This window comes from Marinobacter sp. F4218, from assembly GCF_019443085.1.
GTDB lineage: Bacteria > Pseudomonadota > Gammaproteobacteria > Pseudomonadales > Oleiphilaceae > Marinobacter > Marinobacter albus.
This window is the reverse complement of sequence record NZ_JAHZIL010000003.1, coordinates 213,881-233,701: the sequence shown is the minus strand read 5'-3', so window position 1 is coordinate 233,701 and position 19,821 is coordinate 213,881. Positions and strand designations below refer to the sequence as shown.

Sequence of the window (19,821 nt, the reverse complement as noted above, 5' to 3'; positions counted from 1 at the left end):
CTGCTCCCACTCTTTTTGGGTTCATCAAAAGAACGTGTTTCGTCCGTAAGTAGTTGCCGCAGTTTTGGTGTCTGGCCGGCAAAAATCAAGGGTTTGACTATGCTTATGTGACGATACGACGATTACGTTTATTTCACACTAACCGAGGTCGACCATGAATGCGCTGACAGTGGCCAGCAAGGATCAGTTTTTTGAACAACTGGCTGATGCGTTCGCCCAGAAGATTGCCAAAACAGAGGCAAAGAAAATCAGCGAATTTGCGAAACAGCATTACGCCCATATTCCTCTCGAAGAGCTCGTTAGTCGACGATTTTCGGATACCTACGGTGCGGTGCTGGCCGCCTGGCAGTTTCTCCAGAAGCGAAGTGCCGAGGAATCCCCGGTCTCGGTGTTTAACCCGGACCTTGAAAGTGATGGTTGGCAGTCCACCCATACCGTCATTTTCATCCTGCACCCGAACATTCCCTTTCTGATCGATTCCCTGCGGATCGCGATCAACCAGCGGGAGATCGGTACCCACTCCATCCAGCACTCGATCCTGCAGGTGGAGAGGACTCAGGAAGGCAAACTGAGCAAGCTGCTCTCCAGCAGGAAAACCAACAAGGAGGCCGAGTACGAAGCCTTCATCGTACTCGAGATTGACCGTCACAGCGATCCGGCGGACCTGAGAGACCTTGAGGAAGCGCTTCAGACTGTCCTGCACGAGGTGCGGATCGCGGTGGCGGACTTCCCGGTTGTGACCAACAAGGTGACGGAAATCCTGGAGGAGCTGGACGACACCACGGCGGGCATCAGTGAGGAGGAAAAGGAGGAGGCGCGGTCCTTCCTGAACTGGCTGGTGCAGGATCATTTTACCTTCCTGGGTTATGACGAGTACGACTTTGCCAAGGACAAAAGCGGCATGGTGGTGCGACGGGTCGAGAACTCCGAGCTGGGTATCCTCAGGGTCAATAACGAACGACCGGACAGGGTCCGGTTGAACGAGTTGCCCCAGCGGACTCGCCATGAAATGACCCGCACCGACGACATCTTTATCTTCGCCAAGTCGGCACAGCGGTCCCGGGTGCACCGCCCGGCCTACCCGGATTACATCGCGGTGAAGAAGTTCAACAGCAAGGGCGAAGTGGTCGGCGAACGTCGTTTCCTCGGCCTCTACACGGCCCGGGTATACAACGAGCGCCCCGACGAGATTCCCTTGCTGAGGCGGAAGTACCAGAGTGTCATGAAGCGCTCGGGCTTTCTCCGGGACGATTACGCGGGCAAGGAACTGGAACAGATTCTGACGCTGTACCCGCGGGACGAACTGTTCCAGATCGAGAGCAATGAGTTGCTGAAGGTTGCCAAGAGCATCCTCTACATTCAGGAACGTCGGCGGATCGAGCTCTTTCTGCGGGAGGATGTCTATGGGCAGTTCGTGACCTGCCTCGCTTTCTTTCCCCGGGATATCTACAACACCGAGTTACGGCTCAAGGTCGAGCAGGTGCTGTTGGACCGGCTGGAAGCGGAAGACATTGAATTCGTGACCCATTTCTCCGAGTCGGTACTCGCCCGTGTGCAGTTCACGGTCCGGGTTCCCCAGGTGGAAAACCGCCAGCTTCCGATTTCCGAGATTCGGGAGAAGGTAATTGAGATGGCCCAGTCCTGGCGTGACGGACTGTACGAGGCGCTCAGCGAAGCCTACGGTGAAGAGGAGGGGAACGAGTTACACCGGCTCTGGGCCAGCGGTTTCCCGGCCAGTTACACAGATATGTTCTCACCGCGCCGTGCGGCCATTGACCTGGAGCATATCTCCCAGTCGGCCCGCTCTAATGATCTGGCGATGAGCTTCTATCGGGCGCTGGAAGAAAATGAGAGCACACTGCATTTCAAACTCTTCTTCCCCGACGAGCCACTGCCCCTGTCCGATGTGATGCCGATTTTCGACAATCTCGGCTTCCGGGTGTTGGGTGAGCACCCGTTTGAGGTGGTGGACCGTCACGACAAGACGGTATGGATTCACGACTTCACCCTGCAGGCCCACACCGGGCGCGTGGTGGATATCCATCGTATCCGGCCGATCTTTGAAGATCTGTTCCGGCGTATCTGGTACGGCGAGGCCGAAAACGATGCCTTCAACCGGATGCTGCTGTCCTCTTACATGAGCTGGCGCGAGATTGCGTTGCTCAGGACCTATGCCCGTTACATGAGGCAGATCCGCTTCTCCAACAGTCAGACGTTTATCTCAAACACCCTGGTCAATCATGTTGATCTGACCCGGATGCTGCTGGATTACTTCGAAGTGCGATTCAATCCAGAGCGCTATCAGAGTGGCGGCAAGAGTGGAGCGGCCCAGCAGAAGCTGGAAATCGAGTTCAATGCCGGCCTGGACGAGGTGGAAAACCTCAGTGAAGACCGGGTCCTGAGGCTGTATCTGGAATTGATGCAGGCGACCCTTCGTACCAACTATTACCAGCCTGACGATCAGGGCGCCAACAAGTCCTATATCAGCGTCAAGTTCGATCCATCACGGATCCCGGACATGCCGTTACCCATGCCGATGTTCGAGATTTTCGTGTACTCGCCACGGGTTGAGGGCGTGCACCTGAGGGGCGGAAAGGTCGCCCGCGGGGGGCTGCGCTGGTCGGATCGGTTCGAGGATTATCGCACGGAGATCCTCGGGCTGGTGAAAGCGCAGCAGGTCAAGAACGCCGTGATTGTCCCGGTGGGGGCCAAGGGTGGCTTTGTCGCCAAACGCCTGCCAGATCCTTCTGATCGCGAAGCCTTCCAGGCCGAGGGTATCGAAGCCTACAAGACCTTTATCCGAGGGTTGCTGGATATCACCGATAACCTCGTGGAGGCCGGCATCCAGCCCCCCGAACGGGTCGTGCGGCACGATGAGGACGACCACTACCTGGTGGTTGCAGCGGATAAGGGTACGGCAACGTTCTCGGATATCGCCAACGGCCTGTCCGCTGAATACGGTTTCTGGATGGGTGACGCCTTTGCATCCGGCGGTAGCAACGGCTACGACCACAAGAAAATGGGCATCACGGCGCGTGGCGCCTGGGTGTCTGTCGAGCGACATTTCCGAGAGTTGGGTGTGAACCCTGCGCTGGATGAGTTCACGGCGATTGGTATCGGTGACATGGCCGGTGACGTGTTCGGCAACGGCATGCTGTGCTCCGAAAAGACCAAGCTCGTTGCGGCGTTTAACCACGTCCACATTTTCATTGACCCGACGCCGGATCCGGAACGGAGCTTCAAGGAACGGAAACGGTTGTTCGAGCTGCCCCGTTCCTCCTGGACCGACTACGACACCAAGCTGATCTCGAAAGGGGGTGGCGTTTTCAGTCGCAACGCCAAGTCGATTCCGCTCAGTCCGGAAATGAAGAAGCTGCTGGGGATCAAGTCGGACCGGGTTCCCCCAAACATGCTGATTTCCCATATCCTCAAGGCGCAGGTGGACCTGCTCTGGGTCGGTGGTATCGGCACCTACGTGAAGGGCGTCAGCGAAACCCATGCGGACGTCGGTGACAAGGCCAACGATAGCTTGCGGATTAACGGCGCCGAGCTGCGCTGCAAAGTGGTCGGTGAGGGCGGAAACCTGGGGCTTACCCAGCTCGGGCGTATTGAGTTCGCCCTGAGGGGCGGGCGCCTGAACACCGACTTCATCGACAACTCGGGCGGCGTTGACTGCTCGGACCATGAAGTGAACATGAAGATCCTGCTGAACCAGGCTGTTGCCATGGGGGATCTGACCGGCAAGCAACGCAATCTCATGCTGGAAGAAATGACCGACGAAGTTGCCGCGCTGGTGCTGAAGAACAACTACCGCCAGACCCAGGCGATCAGTATTGCCAGTGAGGACGCGGCGGTCCGGCTTGAAGAGTACCGCCGGCTGATGAACACCTTCGAAACCGAGGGCAAGCTCAACCGAGCGCTTGAATTCCTGCCCGACGATGAAACCCTGTCGGAGCGCAAGCTGGACAAGAAGGGGCTGACGCGCCCGGAATTGTCGGTGCTGATTTCCTATGTGAAAGGCGACCTGAAGCAAACGCTGATCGACAGCACATTGCCAGATGAGCCCCTCCTCGCCGGGGAGATGTATAAGGTCTTTCCTCGCGGGTTGACCCAGAAGTTCGCCAAGGAACTGGGCGAGCACCAGTTGAGACGCGAGATCATTGCGACCCAGATTGCCAACGACATGGTCAATCACATGGGTATCACTTTTGTCGAGAGGCTGAGCCAGTCCACAGGAGCCGACCCGGCTTCGATCGCCCTGGCCTGGATAATTGCCCGGGATGTGTTTCGGATCGATAACTGGTGGGACCGGATCGAGGAGCAGGACTTTAACGTTCCTGCCCAACTGCAGATGTCGCTGATGCAGGATCTGATGCGGCTGATGCGTCGTTCGGTCCGCTGGCTGCTGCGTAACCGTCGGGCCGAACTCAGCATCCAGAACCATATCGAACGGTTTGCGGACAGTGTCTGGGCAATCACGGCCAATCTGCCGGAATATCTCGGCGAGCAGGCTCGCACGGCCTGGGAAAAACGCCACATGGCACTTGTCGAGGCCGGTTTGTCCAAAGAGCTGGCATCGGTGGTGTCAGGTACCGACTACCTGTATTCATCGCTGGGCATCATTGAGGCCCAGGAAGCGACTGGAATGCCCCTGAAAACGGTAGCCAATCTCTATTATGAGGTCGGAGACCGGCTTGACCTGAACTGGTTCGCGCAAGCGATTGCTTCGCTCACTCCTGCGTCTCACTGGCAGGCACTGGCGAGGGAAAGTTTCCGTGAGGATCTCGAGTGGCAGCAACGGGCCTTGACCACCGGCGTGCTCCGGCTGGCGGAAAAAGCGGAAGATCTTCCGGCCTGCGTGGACGCCTGGCTGAACCGGCACACGGGAATGGTCCATCGGTGGAAATCCATGCTCGCGGAGCTCAAGGGTGTACGCGAACCCGAGTATGCGATGTTCTCCGTCGCACTGAGGGAATTGCTCGATCTGGCCCAGAGCACAACGCACTTGGGTCATCTTGAAGTCGAGCCTGAGACCAACTGAGTATTGATTTGTGTCAAGGATTACCGTTCAATCACAGGCTCCAAGCCATTGAGTGGGGGACATTTTGATGGGTCAGCTTGACCACCTTCTTGAAAAAAACCGGGAATGGGCCGACGGGATCAAAGCCGAAGACCCGAAGTTTTTTGATCGTCTGTCCAGCCAGCAGGCGCCTGACTACCTCTGGATTGGGTGTGCCGACAGCCGCGTGCCGGCCAACCAGATCGTGGACCTGATGCCGGGGGAGTTGTTTGTTCATCGGAACGTGGCCAACGTGGTTGTTCACACTGATTTCAACTGCCTCTCGGTGCTGCAGTTTGCGGTCGAGGTGCTGAAGGTCAAGCATGTGATGGTCGTCGGCCATTACGGTTGTGGTGGGGTGCGGGCCGCTCTGCTGAATGAGGGCTTTGGACTGATCAGCAACTGGCTGCGCCATGTCCAGGATGTTCGGGACCGGCACCAGTCAGTGCTTGATGACATCACCAGCGAACAGGATCGTGTTGACCGCCTGTGTGAGCTGAACGTTGTGGAGCAGGTTGGGCACGTGTGTCAGAACAGCATCGTGCAGGAAGCCTGGAAACGCGGGCAGCCTCTGACGGTACACGGGTTTGTTTACGATCTTGCGGACGGCATCCTGCGGGACATGGGGTTGTCCATCTCCAACGAGCAAGACCGTGAACGCATCCAGCAGAACAGTGTTGAGGAACTGGTGCTAAGGCCGGTCCGGGCCGGGCGCCAGAAAAAGGCATAGCGTCAATTGTAAAATGGCGTAAAAAATCGTGAAGGCCGTCACTTCTGAACCCGTGGCGTCATCACAGTTGGTCACCTCCCGTTTTGGTACATTGGTACCTGCAGTAAGCGAGGAGGTTGACCATGAAAGAACTGATGCAAAAAGCGCTGATTGCCCTGGCAAAGCGAAAGCCCGATAACCTCGAATCAGATGTCCGGACCGATGACCGCAAGGCATCCGGCCCTCGCCATGGCGAAGAATGGGGTATGTCTCCTGAGGACGCCCTGCGGGTCGGAACCGTCGCTCGATACAAGTAACGCTCTCACAGTCGTTTCCTCCCGATCGGCCCTTTGATGCAGCCATTTCCGGCGAGACTCAGGGGCTGATTCCGGTTAGAGTATCCCGTTTCAAGAACCAGTCCCGGGATTTTTCTGCCAATGTCCGCCATGCCCAATTCCCATGAAGCCCTGATCCGGAACCGTTCCCGATTGAACGGCCGTGTTGCCCTGCTCGGCGCCAGCACCCCGGCGCTGCTGGCGGAGCTTCCATCCGGCGGCATGGCAATGAGTGAGCACGCCGGGCAGGCGGCTGCGCTGGCGACGCAAAATCACTGGCAGGTGTGCTTTGGTTATGACGACCCTGAGCTGACGGCGTCAGGCTTTGACACGGTGGTGGTGTTCCTGCCGAAAGCCCGGGCAGAACTGGACCTGAGGCTGTCGCTGGCTCGGTGGCTGGCGGCACCCGGCGCCAGCCTGATCGTTATCGGCGAGAAGAAAGAAGGCATTGCCGGAGCCGTGAAGCAATTCAAGGCAATCGCCCCGGCAGCCACGAAAGTCGATAGCGCCCGGCATTGTCAGGTTTGGGCGGCCTCGGACCTCGCCCCCCTGCCGGATTTTGATCTGGCGGAGTGGATGGCGTGGAACACGGTCAGTCTCGCCGGCTGTTCAATCGATGTGTGCGGGCTACCTGGCATCTTCAGCCAGGGTGAGTTGGATGATGGAACGGCGCTATTGCTCGAAACCCTGGTCAGCTCGCCGCTCAAGGCTGAACGGTTGCTGGATTTTGCCTGTGGAGCAGGCGTGATTGGCGCATGGTATCAGGCCTGGCAGCGCGCGCAGGGGAGTGCCCCGAGCATTGTGGATGGCGTGGACGTGCAGTCTCAGGCGGTGATTTGTGCCCGGGCAACCTATGAGCGCACCGGTGCCCAGGGGAACATCATGGCCTCGGATGGTCTGTCACAAGTGGAAGGGTTCTGGCCTGCTATCGTGACCAACCCGCCGTTTCATACCGGCGTGAAAACAGACACGTCGATGACAGAGAATTTCCTGCGCGAGGTCTCTCGCCACCTGAAGTCGCGGGGAGAGCTGAGGTTGGTTGCGAACAGTTTTTTGCCCTACGAATCCCTGATCAAGCGTTTTATTGGTCCGGTGGAGCGTCTTTATGAGGATCGACGTTTTACCGTTTACCGGGCGGTACGACGCTGAGCCGGTGCCTCTTCGTTTCTCGGGACGCTTAACGAAAAAAGCCCCTGGGGTGAGGGGCAAAAGGTTCGCGTCCAAAACAACGGAGCCAACCGGAAAAGGGATGTTGCGTGAACAGGTCCTAATCTAGGGATAATTTCTAGAATAATCAGCCTAGAATGTCGCGATTGTGAAAATCTTCGTTTTGGATGCCTGAAATGACAACTGCAGTGCTCGAATATCCAGAGGGGCGGCTCAGTCTGTCCCGTCCGGGTGGCGACCCGTCACTCCGGGCCTGGGATGCGGCGGATGAATTGTTGCTGGAGGAGGTTTTCCGGCGAGTGGATGCCGGCACCGAACCAAAAGTGCTTGTCGTTGATGATCAGTTTGGTGCCCTGGCTCTCGGCCTTCACCGGTACCAGCCGGACCTTCTCGCCGACAGCGCCACCCTTTTGGAAGCCCTGGCGCACAATGCCCGGATGAATCCCGGGGTATCTGCCAAGGCCACTGTCATGAGCTGGCTCGAGCCGCCAGAGACCAGCTACGACGCGGTTGTCCTGAGAATCCCCCGTCATGCGGATTACCTTGCCTGGCTCCTGCGTTGGGTAAATGGCGTTCTCAAGGATGACGGTCTGTTGTTCGCTGGCGGTATGATCAAGCACCTGCCCGACCGCAGCGTGGAAGTATTTGCCCAGGCCGTGGAGACGGAAATCGTGTGTCCCGCCCGGAAAAAAGCCCGGGTGGTGGTTTGTCGGCGGGGGGCGGCTGGGCTCGACCCCTGGCCGGGGACCTGGAAGGGCTACGGTCCCGACGACCTTGGTTTCACGGTTGCTGCACTGCCGGCGGTGTTTGCCCGGGAGAGGCTGGATATCGGCACACGGTTGTTGTTGCCCCATGTGAAAGCAACTGTGTCCGGTCTGGTATCAAATGCCCGGGTTCTGGACCTGGCCTGTGGCAACGGTGTCGTTGGTTTGAGTGCGTTGGCGGTGCGGCCGAAGATGGCGGTCACTTTCACTGATGTATCGAGCCAGGCCGTGCTCAGTGCTCGTCGTAACGTTTCCGCAGCATTTCCTGACAGTCCGGCAAGCTTCGAGCATGCGGATGGCATCGCCGGCTCCGCCGGGCTGTTCGATCTGATCCTGCTGAATCCGCCTTTCCACGAGGGTGGGGTGGTTGGAGATCACGTTGCGCTTCGCCTGTTCGCCCAGGCAGCGAAACACCTTTCTCCCGGTGGTCGGCTTCTCATGGTCGGAAACCGTCATCTTGGCTACCACCGAAGTTTGCGCAGGTTTTTCCCGCAGGTTCGCCAACTGGACGCGAGCCCGAAGTTTGTCGTTCTGGAAGCAGGGCTTCAGTAGCGGGTCTCGTTCAGGGACTCTTGGGCGGCTGATCGTAGCCCATGCGAGCGAGGGTATCGACGATGGTTTGGGTCTGGCTGTCGATTTCGATGTTGACCTCATCGCCCTCGGTTGCCTTGCCAAAGGTCGTTGCCCGAAGTGTCTCTGGTATCAGGTGCACGTTAAACCGGTTGCCCTGAACTTCGCCAATGGTAAGGCTGGCACCGTTGATGGCAATGTAGCCTTTGGGGAAAATATAGCGGGTCCACTCGTCGGGAACTTCAAACCAGAGCGTGACGTTATTTTCCGGTCGCAGGATTTCCACAATGGTTGCCGTGGTGTGAATGTGGCCAGACAGAAGGTGACCGCCGATTTCGTCGCCGATCCTTGCCGCCCGCTCGAAGTTTATTTCATCACCGGGTTCAAGCCTGCCGAGCGTGGTCAGCCGCAGGGTTTCCTGCATCGCGTCGAAGTACAGGGCGTTGCCGTCCTGGCGGGTGACAGTCAGGCAGGTGCCATTGATGGCGACTGAGGCCCCGATGGTAACTCCGCCCACCTTGTCGTCCGGCAACCGGATCACGAAGGTGTTCAGCCCGGGGGCCGTGGTGATCTCCTCGACGGTTGCTATGCCTTGAACAATACCTGTGAACATTTTCGGACCTCTTGCCGTAAGTGCCTGGTTACCTGCGGGGTGGGGGCCAAGGATAGCGGGCGGTTACGCCATTGCCAAGTTGGTCCGATCGCGACTGCGGTTGTGACGCTGGCTCAAGAATGGCGGTAGACTGTCGATAACCAAATAGAGCCGCACGTTAGGGCTATTTTACCGCCCATTTTCCGGACAGTTGAGTATGGCTGAAAATCAGAGGACCGCACCGCCCGTTACAGACTCTGGCCAAGGGGCCGTATTGCGTCCGGGCCGGGCTGCCGATCCTCTACCATCGACGGTAAAGGATCCCGCCCAGTCTGCTACGCCCCCGGCAATGCCCGCCGGCGCTCCTGCACAGCCTTCTATCGAAGAGACGCCGCCAGTAGAGACCGCTCCCACTGACGACGAGAGTGCCGTCGATTCCGGCGATTCGGGGCACGGTGAGGCGTCGGATGACGGGGTCGAGCAGACAGTGGCCTATTCCAGGCAGCGCCAGCTCAGGCTGATGCTGCGCCAATGCGACCGGATCCTGCTGATGGACTTCGATCAACTGGCCATGACTGACTGGCCGGATAACTATACCCTGGCCGTTGCTCGCAGGCGGCGGGATCTTTGGCTGTTCACTGCGTTGGTGGCGGCCCTCGTATTCCTGAGCGGTCTGACCGGGTTTGTCCCGGCCTGGGTGGCCGGTACCGGCTTTGGTGCGTTCGTTATTATCCTTTTACTGGGTATTCCTTCGGTACGGCGTATCTATGCATCAAGTCCCTCCTATCTGGAGGTAGTGATGAAGCGTCAGCGTATGCTCCGGGATGCGCGAGCCCATGCCGCTCACCTGGAGGCCAGTGACGGCCTGATCTGGCAGTGTGCCCGCATGGCGGATTTCAATCCGGCTCTGAAGAACACCCGTTTCAGCAATTTGCTCCGGTTGTCCGAGCAACGGGTGTTGGCTCGCCGCCTGACACGGCGGGAGCATGTGCGCATGTATCTGATCTATCTGTTAGAGGCCGAAAAGGCCTACGAGCGCGTGCAGAAAGCGTTTTTCGAGGGGAATCAGCAGGCAATTGATCGTGGCTGGCAGGGTGTGGCCGCAGAGCCGGAGCCGAGAACTTGACATAAGTTGACTTCAAACGTATGTTTCAAACAGACGTTTGCTAGAGGCTTTGATAATAAAATGGCGCAGTCTGATACCGTTGACCGGATTCTTGATGCAGCCGAAGAGCTGTTTGCCGACCGAGGTTTTTCGGAGACCTCGCTTCGCATGATCACCAGTAAGGCTAAAGTAAACCTGGCCGCTGTCAATTACCACTTTGGCTCAAAGAATGCGCTCATCCATGCCGTATTCGCCCGTTTCCTGACACCGTTTTCAGCCACGCTGGAAAAAGCCTTTGATGAACTGGAGGACAGGTGTGAAGGGCAGCCGCCGACACTGAACCAGACTCTTTGGGCGTTGACCGAAAGCGCAGTCCGCATGCCGCAGCGCAACGAGAAGGGAATTTCCATCTTCATGCGCCTGCTCGGGCTAGCCTACACCCAGTCCCAGGGTCATTTGAGAAAGTTTCTCGAACAGGAATACGGCGATCCCTTCAGCCGGTTCATGCGCCTGCTTAAGGAAGCAACGCCTCAGTTGTCCGCAGTAGACCGGTACTGGCGTATTCAGTTCATGCTGGGTGCCACCGCCTTTACCATGTCCAGCAGCGACGCCCTCCGGGATATTCTGCAGAACAAATTGGGTGTGGAAACCACGGTGCAGGAAATTGCAGCCCGACTGGTGCCGTTCCTCGCTGCGGGCATGCAAGCCGAAGACACGATGCTGATCCCTCCCTCCGGAAGCAAGGTCTCGGTTGCCTGAGTTCTGTGCAGTCGGTTAGGCTTCCTTCTGGCACCAGCCCGAAGGGAGCTTAACCGGTTTGAGTTTCGACAGTACTACCGCCCCGCAAATCCATATCAGTCTGGATCGTCAGGTCCTGACCCTGGTCAATCGTACCGGCAAGCTGTTGGCCGAGTATCCGATCTCAACAGCCGTTAACGGCCCCGGTGAGCAGGACGGCAGCGGTTGCACGCCCCGTGGTGAACACTACATTCGCGCCAAGATCGGCGACAACCAGCCCATCTACACAGTATTCCGTGGCCGTCGGCCCACAGGTGAAATCCATTCCCCGGAACTGGCTGGCCAGAATCCGGGTCGGGACTGGATTCTGAGCCGAATCCTCTGGCTCTGCGGTCGCGAATCCGGTAAAAACCGCGGCCCCGGGGTCGATACTTTCCGCCGCTTCATATACATTCACGGCACGCCGGAGACCGAGCCCATGGGCGTACCCATGTCTCACGGCTGCGTTCGAATGCGCAATGTCCATGTCATTGACCTGTTTGAACGGGTAAGTGTCGGCACCACCGTTATCATCTATTAAGCCAGATTGAGCAGAGGGATCCGATGATCGGAGACGTAACAGCCATGGTTAACGGCTGGATTCAGAGTTTTGATCTGCTGTCCCAGGGTTGGCGTGTAGGGATTGTGGTTTTCGGGCTGGTCTTTGGCACGGCGACCGTCGCCTACATCGTCAGCCAGATAATCGGGGCATTGGAACACAAGTTCAGCAACACGAAGAACCTCTGGGACGATGCGGTTCTCCACGCCGCCCGCAAGCCCGCGGTGGCCTTCGTCTGGTTGCAGGGCGTTTACTGGGCGGCGGAAGTTGCTCACCGCTACTCGGACGCTCAGATCTTCAAGGCCAACGAGACGATCGTTGAGGTGGGCTTTATCTGGGTTTTCGTCTGGACGCTGCTCCGGCTCATCAAGGAGGGCGAGAAAATCCTGGTCTCCCCCCTGAAAATGAAAACGCCGATGGATTACACGACGGTGAATGCGGTGAGCAAGCTGTCTCGGGCCGTTGTTATCATCACCGCTGTACTGATCGCCATGCAGACCCTTGGCTACAGTGTCTCCGGGGTATTGGCATTCGGCGGCCTCGGCGGTGTTGCGGTCGGCTTTGCTGCCAAGGACCTGTTGGCGAACTTCTTCGGGGGGTTCATTATTCACCTCGATCGCCCTTTCAAGGTCGGCGACTGGGTCCGGTCTCCGGACCGGAACATTGAGGGGACCGTAGAGCACATCGGCTGGCGCCTGACGACGGTCCGAACGTTCGACCAGAGACCGCTGTATGTCCCCAATGCTGCGTTTACCACCATTGCCGTGGAAAACCCCTCCAGAATGAGCAATCGCCGTATCAGTGAAACCATTGGCATCCGCTACGCGGATGTCAGTCAGATGGCCGATATTGTCCGGGACATCCGGTCCATGCTGGAGAACAACGAAGAAATCGATACCAAGCAGACATTGATTGTGAACTTTGTGGCCTTCAACGCCTCTTCTCTGGATATCATGGTTTACACCTTCACCAAAACCACCCAGTGGGTCCATTTCCACGAGGTGAAGCAGAGCGTCCTGCTCAAGATCAGCGAGATTATCGAGGGGTACGGTGCCGAGGTGGCATTCCCGACACGGACCTTGCATTTGCCGGAGGGCGTCCGGTTGGCGGGGGCCAAAGAGGGCAATGACGACGGAGGCGACGACCAGGCTGAGAATAATGAGCCGGTGGCGCAGCGCAAAGCATCTGGGCGGTCACGCCAGACAGCGCGAGTGGGCGATCAGGAAGAAGCGGGAGACGCAGAATGAGCAAGGCAGCGGAGCAGTATCCTGTCGGGATCATTGGTGGCACCGGACTGACCACTCTCTCGGGGCTGGAGATCACCGGAGAGCGGCCCGTGGAAACGGTCTGGGGAGCCCCTTCGGCGCCCCTGGTTGAAGGCTCTCTGGGCGATCAGCCCGTGGTGTTTCTCTCCCGACACGGCAACCCGCACCGGATTCCGCCGCATCAGGTGAACTATCGCGCCAATCTGCAAGCGCTCTACGAAGCGGGCGTTCGCACCGTGGTGGGCGTGAATGCCGTTGGCGGTATTCATCCGGATATGGGGCCCGCGCACGTCGTGATTCCCGATCAGATCATCGACTATACCTGGGGTCGCCCGAGTACCTTCTTCGAGGGTGACCTTGAGGAAGTGACCCACATTGATTTCACCTGGCCCTACGATGCGGACGCACGCGAGATTCTGGTCGCGGCGGCGGCCTCGCTGGGTGTGTCATTCTCGGACTTTGGTGTGTATGGCGCAACGCAGGGGCCGCGGCTGGAGACGGCTGCTGAAATTCGACGAATGGAGCGTGATGGCTGCGACCTCGTGGGCATGACAGGAATGCCTGAGGCCGTTCTGGCAGCGGAGTTGGGGATGCGTTATGTCTGTCTGGGCCTGGTGGTGAACTGGGCCGCGGGCAAATCCGACCACATCATCACCATGGCCGAGATCGAAGAGGCCATCGACAAGGGCATGTCCAGCGTCAAGGGCATGCTTGAGATGTCGATGGCCGGCCTTGGAAAGCTTACTCCGACGCCTCAATCTTTTTAAAGAACACCAGCACGCCGATCGTGGGGGAGTCCAGGAAATGGATTTCCTCACTGCGCATGCGCCGGGTTTCCCGAATCCAGGTCAGCAATTCCACCGGTGGCGCCGACACGGTTGATTGCACGTCTCCCCCGGTTGCCAGTGATCCCAGATCGCTGCTTCCTGCACCGGTTCCATTGACGGTCCCGGCTGCTGGATCCGCTTGATTTCCTTCATCGGGTAGGGCTGACACGGACTGTGGTGCGTCGTTCTTTGAAAGTTGCCAGTGATTCAGATGCACACCCACATGCAGGTAGCGCTGGCGATCAATGGTGATGGTTCCTTCGATCTCACGGGTATTGGCTCCGTCCAGCCAGTCTCCGACAGCCACCCGCAGCGGCTGGCCCTCGTAGTCCGGGGGGAAAGCCTCGTACCAACCCGCTTCTACCAGTACCCGGTAACGACCACTGCGTTCGAGTCGCTGGGCAGCGCCGTGCAGGTACAACTCGCCTTTGGGTGCCAGGTCCAGTGAGGTTTCTGCTGTGCCATCCAGGCCTACCGCTCGGAGGATCTCTTCTGTGTCAGGTGTTGGCTCGACCTTCCGGTCGGCCATTCGCTCATTGACCGCTTCGGGTTGGACGATGCGTTCAAGAACCACCAGTTCCGCCCGATAGTAGTCGTCGGGGATGGTGCCAGTGTTGGTGCCCGCCTCCTGCGACTGTGCCGTCAGCGAAAATGTCAGCAGCAGGGCCGTGATTACTGTGCGTGCCGCAGAGCGGGCGCCGCAATTACCGTCATTCTGCAAGGGTATTACTCCAAGTGTGAATCGGGCGTTCATGAGGCGTTTGCAGCCGTTTTCGCGGGTGCCAGTTCGCCAAGCATTTCGGAAATGCCGTCGAGTTTACCACCGGTGGACGCGTCCTTCAGCCGAAAACGGAAGCTGTTGGCCCCTTCCAGTCGGTACTGGTCCGGTGAGGATTGCACTTTTTTAACCAGAACCAACGGGTCAACGGGCGTCGATCCGCCAAACTCGAGCCTTGCCCACTCCTTGCCGGCATCGACCTGCACAATGCCAAGCCCTTCGGCCTGCAGTCGCAACTCGGTCTGACGCATCAGGTTCTTGGTAGGTTCCGGTAACAATCCGAAGCGGTCAATCATCTCAACCTGAAGTTCTTTTAATGCTGCTTTGTTGTCGACGCTGGCAATACGCTTGTACAGCATCAGCCGGTTATGGACATCAGGCAGGTAGTCTTCGGGAACCAGCGCCGGAATCCGCAGGTTCATTTCCGTGCCGTGACTCAGTGGCAGGTCCGCATTCGGGGTCCGACCTTCACGGATGGCCTTCACCGCCTCGTCCAGCAGTTGCATGTAGAGCGTAAATCCGATGCTTTCAATCTGCCCGCTTTGCTCCTCGCCCAGCAGTTCCCCCGCGCCCCGGATCTCCAGATCATGGGTAGCGAGCATAAAGCCTGCGCCCAGGTCCTGGGATTCGGCAATGGCGTCCAGCCGCTTTTTCGCATCGGAGCTGATGGATCTCGGTGGAGGTGTCAGCAGGTAGGCGTAAGCCTGGTGGTGGGATCTGCCAACCCGGCCCCGGAGTTGATGCAGTTGGGCGAGGCCAAACTTGTCCGCGCGCTCGATGATGATGGTGTTGGCACTGGGGATGTCGATGCCGGTCTCGATGATGGTGCTGCACACCAGCACATTAAAGCGCTTGTGGTAGAAGTCCGACATGATCTGTTCGAGCACCCGCTCCCGCAGCTGGCCGTGGGCCACACCGACGCGGGCCTCGGGTATCAGACGACGCAGATCCTCAGCGGTCTTTTCGATGGTAGCAACATCGTTATGCAGGAAGTACACCTGACCGCCCCGGAGGATCTCCCGCAGGATGGCTTCCTTGACCATGGCGTCGTCCCGCTGGCGGACGAAGGTCTTCACTGACAGGCGTCGGGCCGGCGGGGTGGCAATGATCGACAGGTCCCGCAGGTGCCCCATGGCCATGTTCAGGGTGCGCGGGATTGGCGTGGCGGTCAGGGCCAGCATGTCGACTTCTGCCCGCAATGCTTTCAGTTTTTCTTTTTGCTGAACACCGAACCGGTGCTCCTCGTCGATAATCACCAGGCCGAGATTCTTGAACCTGACATCGCCCTGCAGCAGTTTGTGGGTGCCGATGACGATGTCCGCTTTGCCCGCTTCAATGGCCTCCAGAGCCTTGCTGGTCTGGCCGGAGCTGCGAAAACGACTGAGCAGCTCGACGTTGACGGCGGTATCGGAGAACCGGTCTCGGAATGACTCGTAGTGCTGCTGGGCCAGCAGTGTTGTCGGGACCAGTACAGCTACCTGCTTGCCGGAATAGGTGGCCATGAAGGCTGCCCGCATAGCGACCTCGGTCTTGCCGAAGCCAACGTCGCCGCACACCAGCCGGTCCATCGGGCGTTCGCTGGTCATGTCCTCGAAGACCGCCTGGATTGCGACTTCCTGGTCGGGCGTTTCCTCGAACGGGAAGTCCGCTGCAAAGGCCCGGTATGCCTCTTTCGGATCGTCAAAGCTGAAGCCCTTGCGGGCCTCGCGACGGGCGTAGACATCAAGAAGTTCCGCCGCGGTATCGCGAATTTTCTCCAGTGCTTTCTGTTTGGCGTGACTCCAGCGCTCGTTTCCAAGCTTGTGCAGTGGCGCATGGTCGGTATCGTTTCCGGCATAGCGGGAGATCAGGTGAAGGCTGGAGACCGGCACATAGAGGTTCGAGCCGCCGGCGTATTCCAGCTTCAGGAATTCGTTGGACTCGCCCTCGACGGTGATGGTCTCAAGGCCCTGGTACCGGCCAACGCCATGATCAATGTGCACCACCGGGGCACCAATTCGCAGTTCAGACAGATCCCGATACCCGGCGTCGTCCGCTTCGGTCGGTTTCTGCCGGCGCCGGCGCTGAAGAACCCGCTCGCCGAACAGGGCGGTCTCGGTAATCAGGGCAATGTGCCGTTCCGGAAGTGCCAGGCCTTGTTCCATCGGGGCAATGGTGATGCCCAGCGTGCACTGTTCGTCGTCCAGGAACGCCTGCCAGTTTTCACGGGTAACGGGCTTGAGCTGGTGGTCGCCGAGATTCTCAATCAGCGCTTCGCGGCGTCCTGATGATTCCGCACAGATCAGCACGCGGCCGGTGAACTCATTCAGGTAGCGTTTGAGTCGGCCCGCAGGGTCTGCCGCCCGTCCGTCCATGGCAACGTCCGGAAGACGTTCACTGGCGCAGTTTTCAGCGCCTGCGCCGGTTGCCGGCTCTTCCTGGGTAGTGACCCTTGGGAAGGCTTTCAGGTGGCCAAAGAGTTCATCCTGCTGCAGGAACAGGCGGGTCGGCGGCAGGATCGGCCGCATCCGGTCGTGGCGTCGGTCCTCATAGCGGTTGCGGGTTTCGGAGTCGAAGAGGCTAACCGCTTCGTTCAGGCTCTCGGCCGTAAAGACCTGGGTCTTGCCGGGCAGGTAGTCAAACAAGGTCGCCGTATCGTCGAAAAACAGCGGCAGGTAGTACTCGATACCCGGTGGTGTGATGGCGTTCGATACGTCTTTGTAGATGGGCGCATCTTTGTCGGCATCGGGAAACTGCTCAAACCAGCGGTTACGGAAGCCGGAACGGGCCTCCTTGTGCCACGGAAACTCGAAGGCCGGCAGCAGTTCTATTTGCTCGATTCGGTCGATGGACCTTTGGGTTTCCGGATCGAAAGTGCGCAGGGTTTCAATTTCGTCATCAAACAGGTCGATGCGATAGGGCAGGTTGGAGCCCATCGGATAGATGTCGAGAATTGCGCCTCGGACCGCATATTCGCCGTGCTCATAGACGTTCTCCGCATGGCGATAGCCGGCGGCTTCGAGTTGCAGGCGCCAGGTGTCGATATCCAGCGACTGGCCCACCTCGAGCAGTAAGGTGTTGCCCTGCAGGTAATTGACCGGCGGCAGTCTGTGCATCAGGGTCCGAGCCGGCACAACGAGCACGCCGTGACGGGTGGACGGCAGGCGGTGCAGGGTGCGAATGCGCCGCGAGGTGATGTCCTGATGAGGCGAGAACAGGTCGTAGGGCAGGGTTTCCCAATCGGGCAGCGACAGCAATTCCAGGCCGTCCCCGGTGATGGCAGCGCCTTCCTCGTCGGCCGGCAGGCCCAGGAAGAATCGCATTGCCTGCTCAAGTCGGATGGCATCGCTGGTGCTGCGAGTAATGACAAGCGTCAGTCCTCGGTGGGCACGGGCACTTTCGCAAATAGCCAAGGCGTCGCTGCTGCCATACAATTGTCCCCACGTACGGTGATCTGAGGGTTTATCCGGAAAGGCCGGAGCAATCAGCGCTTGGGGTGTTCTTGGTGTGGATGCACCTTGGCTCATGGGCAGTCAAGTTCTCCTGCTTTGGGTGACCGGGAGACGGCGAGGCGCGTATTCTAACGCCCGCGCGAAGTGGTGTCATGGTTGCGATGCCGGCCACGGGTTTCGGTTTTGGCGCTCGGCAGGTTGCTGTCGGTTGTGTTTACGAAGGTGTAATTAGTCCGTATTTGCCGTTCCGGTGTTTAAGTTGGATAATGTGCGCCCAAATTTCTTACCAGTGCTATACAGAGGTCCCAGCCGTGAGTCACGAACAGATCAATCAGCACCTGTCTAACTGGACGGAAAGAGAGTCTACTGCGGAAACCATGATTCCGTTGATTGGCCGTCTCTACCGCAAGAATAACGTGGTCACGTCCGTTTATGGTCGCGCCATTATCAACCAGTCCGTGATCGATATCATCCGTGCCCATCGCTTTGTTCGCCAGGTCGAAGACAGTGAGCTGTCCGTTCATGACACCCTGCCTATCCTGCAGGCCATGGATACCCTGGAACTGGGTCGTGCGCACGTTGATATTGGCAAGCTGGCGGTCAAGTTCAAAGAGGAGGGCGGCGATCTCGTCGAGTTCCTCAAGCGCGAAATCGGTCCGGTTGTAGGTCAGTACGCGGCCCAGTCCGAAGAAGACGCGAACAATGACACCAAGGACGTGGTGCTGTACGGCTTTGGGCGTATCGGCCGTCTGCTCGCCCGGATCCTGATCGAGAAGGCCGGCGGTGGCAACAATCTGCGTCTGCGGGCCATCGTGGTACGCAATGGTGGCGCCGAGAACGACCTGGAGAAGCGTGCCAGCCTCCTGCGCCGCGACTCTGTGCATGGGCCTTTTGATGGCACCATTACCGTCAACGAAGAAGAGTCGGCGCTGATCGCCAACGGCAACTACATCAAAGTGATCTACTCTGACGGTCCGGACAAGGTGGATTACACTCAGTATGGCATCAACAACGCCATCGTTATCGACAACACGGGCAAATGGCGCGACGAGGCCGGCCTGGGGCTGCACCTGAAGTCCAAAGGTGTGAGTCGGGTCATTCTGACCGCGCCGGGCAAGGGCGATATCAAGAACATCGTCTATGGCATCAACAACGACTGGATCACCGACGACGACAAGATTCTTTCCGCGGCGTCCTGCACGACCAACGCCATTACCCCGGTACTGAAGGCGATTGACGACGAATACGGTATTGAGGACGGCCACGTTGAGACGGTTCACTCCTACACCAACGACCAGAACCTCATCGATAACTACCACAAGGGCAGCCGTCGCGGCCGCAGTGCGCCCCTGAACATGGTTATCACCGAAACCGGCGCCGCCAAGGCGGTTGCCAAGGCGCTGCCCGAGCTCAAGGGCAAGCTGACCGGCAACGCGATCCGGGTTCCGACCCCGAACGTTTCCATGGCGATCCTCAACCTCAACCTGAAGAAGGATGTCGACGTTGAGGGTGTGAACGAGTACCTGCGCGACATGGCGCTGCATTCAGAGCTGCAGAAGCAAATTGACTTCGTGAACTCTCCGGAAGTGGTCTCCACCGACTTCGTCGGTTCCCGTCATGCGGGTGTGGTTGATGCCCAGGCGACCATCGCCGGTGGCAAGCGTCTCATCCTGTACGTATGGTACGACAACGAATTCGGTTATAGCGCCCAGGTCGTCCGTGTCGTGAACCAGATGGCGGGTGTGACTTACCCGATCTTCCCGAAACGTGCACGCGACTGATCGAAACGCGCTTTAGTTAGTGCGTAACGTCTGCAAAAACCCCGGTAACGAAAGTTGCCGGGGTTTTTGTTTGTGGAAACTGTGGCCTGCGGGGGTTTACGT

Annotated in this window: 14 protein-coding genes; 11 read left to right on the top strand and 3 right to left on the bottom strand. The window is 58.6% G+C overall.

From position 1 onward, the window contains the following. The first annotated feature begins 154 nt into the window (after positions 1–154). From K0B93_RS04960 to K0B93_RS04940, 5 genes are all read left to right on the top strand, one after another. The gene (locus K0B93_RS04960) at positions 155–5,041 is read left to right on the top strand and encodes an NAD-glutamate dehydrogenase (RefSeq protein WP_219866154.1); all 4,887 of its coding nucleotides are present in this window, start codon (positions 155–157) and stop codon (positions 5,039–5,041) included. A 67-nt stretch (positions 5,042–5,108) separates the two neighbouring features. Further along, entirely contained in the window at positions 5,109–5,789 is a 681-nt protein-coding gene (gene can / locus K0B93_RS04955; protein WP_219866153.1) for a carbonate dehydratase, read from the top strand. Between the two features lie 122 nt (positions 5,790–5,911). After that, positions 5,912–6,085, top strand: coding sequence for a hypothetical protein (locus K0B93_RS04950; protein WP_219866152.1), 174 nt, complete (start codon positions 5,912–5,914; stop codon positions 6,083–6,085). 120 nt (positions 6,086–6,205) lie between these two features. Then, a complete protein-coding gene (locus tag K0B93_RS04945) occupies positions 6,206–7,252 on the top strand; it encodes a class I SAM-dependent methyltransferase (protein WP_219866151.1) in 1,047 nt (348 codons plus the stop codon). 194 nt (positions 7,253–7,446) lie between these two features. Next, on the top strand, positions 7,447–8,586 hold the full coding sequence (locus K0B93_RS04940; RefSeq protein WP_219866150.1) for a class I SAM-dependent methyltransferase: 1,140 nt from the start codon (positions 7,447–7,449) through the stop codon (positions 8,584–8,586). A 10-nt stretch (positions 8,587–8,596) separates the two neighbouring features. Here the strand turns inward: K0B93_RS04940 and K0B93_RS04935 are convergent, their stop codons facing one another. After that, positions 8,597–9,217 (bottom strand): riboflavin synthase subunit alpha, encoded by a 621-nt coding sequence (locus K0B93_RS04935; protein WP_219866149.1) that lies wholly within the window; start codon positions 9,215–9,217, stop codon positions 8,597–8,599. 196 nt (positions 9,218–9,413) lie between these two features. Here K0B93_RS04935 and K0B93_RS04930 point away from each other — a divergent pair, with 196 nt between their 5' ends. From K0B93_RS04930 to K0B93_RS04910, 5 genes are read left to right on the top strand one after another with little or no spacing between them, the layout of a single operon-like run. Beyond that, positions 9,414–10,322, top strand: a complete 909-nt coding sequence (locus tag K0B93_RS04930) for an MFS transporter (protein WP_219866148.1) — start codon at positions 9,414–9,416, stop codon at positions 10,320–10,322. 60 nt (positions 10,323–10,382) lie between these two features. Next, positions 10,383–11,060, top strand: coding sequence for a TetR/AcrR family transcriptional regulator (locus tag K0B93_RS04925; RefSeq protein WP_219866147.1), 678 nt, complete (start codon positions 10,383–10,385; stop codon positions 11,058–11,060). Positions 11,061–11,118: 58 nt separating this feature from the next. After that, positions 11,119–11,619, top strand: a complete 501-nt coding sequence (locus tag K0B93_RS04920; protein ID WP_219866146.1) for a L,D-transpeptidase — start codon at positions 11,119–11,121, stop codon at positions 11,617–11,619. 23 nt (positions 11,620–11,642) lie between these two features. Further along, a complete protein-coding gene (locus K0B93_RS04915) occupies positions 11,643–12,884 on the top strand; it encodes a mechanosensitive ion channel family protein (RefSeq protein WP_219866145.1) in 1,242 nt (413 codons plus the stop codon). After that, positions 12,881–13,669: an S-methyl-5'-thioinosine phosphorylase gene (locus K0B93_RS04910; RefSeq protein WP_219866144.1), complete on the top strand. Its 789-nt coding sequence runs from the start codon at positions 12,881–12,883 to the stop codon at positions 13,667–13,669. Before K0B93_RS04915 ends, K0B93_RS04910 begins: the two co-directional genes overlap by 4 nt. Here K0B93_RS04910 and K0B93_RS04905 read toward each other — a convergent pair. Both K0B93_RS04905 and mfd read right to left on the bottom strand, forming a co-directional pair. Continuing rightward, positions 13,644–14,450 carry a CsiV family protein gene (locus K0B93_RS04905; RefSeq protein WP_228743310.1) on the bottom strand — a complete coding sequence of 269 codons (807 nt, stop codon included), beginning with the start codon at positions 14,448–14,450 and terminating at the stop codon, positions 13,644–13,646. The two genes, K0B93_RS04910 and K0B93_RS04905, sit on opposite strands and share 26 nt — an antisense overlap. Positions 14,451–14,479: 29 nt before the next feature. After that, positions 14,480–18,013: a transcription-repair coupling factor gene (gene mfd / locus K0B93_RS04900; RefSeq protein ID WP_219866142.1), complete on the bottom strand. Its 3,534-nt coding sequence runs from the start codon at positions 18,011–18,013 to the stop codon at positions 14,480–14,482. A 236-nt stretch (positions 18,014–18,249) separates the two neighbouring features. Here mfd and K0B93_RS04895 point away from each other — a divergent pair, with 236 nt between their 5' ends. Then, positions 18,250–19,719, top strand: a complete 1,470-nt coding sequence (locus tag K0B93_RS04895; protein WP_219866141.1) for a glyceraldehyde-3-phosphate dehydrogenase — start codon at positions 18,250–18,252, stop codon at positions 19,717–19,719. Positions 19,720–19,821: the final 102 nt, after the last annotated feature.

Bases quoted from the DNA above. Each gene is read 5' to 3' on its own strand.
- K0B93_RS04960 (WP_219866154.1), top strand. From the start codon at position 155: ATGAATGCGCTGACAGTGGCCAGCAAGGATCAGTTTTTTGAACAACTG.
- can (WP_219866153.1), top strand. From the start codon at position 5,109: ATGGGTCAGCTTGACCACCTTCTTGAAAAAAACCGGGAATGGGCCGAC.
- K0B93_RS04950 (WP_219866152.1), top strand. From the start codon at position 5,912: ATGAAAGAACTGATGCAAAAAGCGCTGATTGCCCTGGCAAAGCGAAAG.
- K0B93_RS04945 (WP_219866151.1), top strand. From the start codon at position 6,206: ATGTCCGCCATGCCCAATTCCCATGAAGCCCTGATCCGGAACCGTTCC.
- K0B93_RS04940 (WP_219866150.1), top strand. From the start codon at position 7,447: ATGACAACTGCAGTGCTCGAATATCCAGAGGGGCGGCTCAGTCTGTCC.
- K0B93_RS04935 (WP_219866149.1), bottom strand. From the start codon at position 9,217: ATGTTCACAGGTATTGTTCAAGGCATAGCAACCGTCGAGGAGATCACC.
- K0B93_RS04930 (WP_219866148.1), top strand. From the start codon at position 9,414: ATGGCTGAAAATCAGAGGACCGCACCGCCCGTTACAGACTCTGGCCAA.
- K0B93_RS04925 (WP_219866147.1), top strand. From the start codon at position 10,383: ATGGCGCAGTCTGATACCGTTGACCGGATTCTTGATGCAGCCGAAGAG.
- K0B93_RS04915 (WP_219866145.1), top strand. From the start codon at position 11,643: ATGATCGGAGACGTAACAGCCATGGTTAACGGCTGGATTCAGAGTTTT.
- K0B93_RS04910 (WP_219866144.1), top strand. From the start codon at position 12,881: ATGAGCAAGGCAGCGGAGCAGTATCCTGTCGGGATCATTGGTGGCACC.
- mfd (WP_219866142.1), bottom strand. From the start codon at position 18,013: ATGAGCCAAGGTGCATCCACACCAAGAACACCCCAAGCGCTGATTGCT.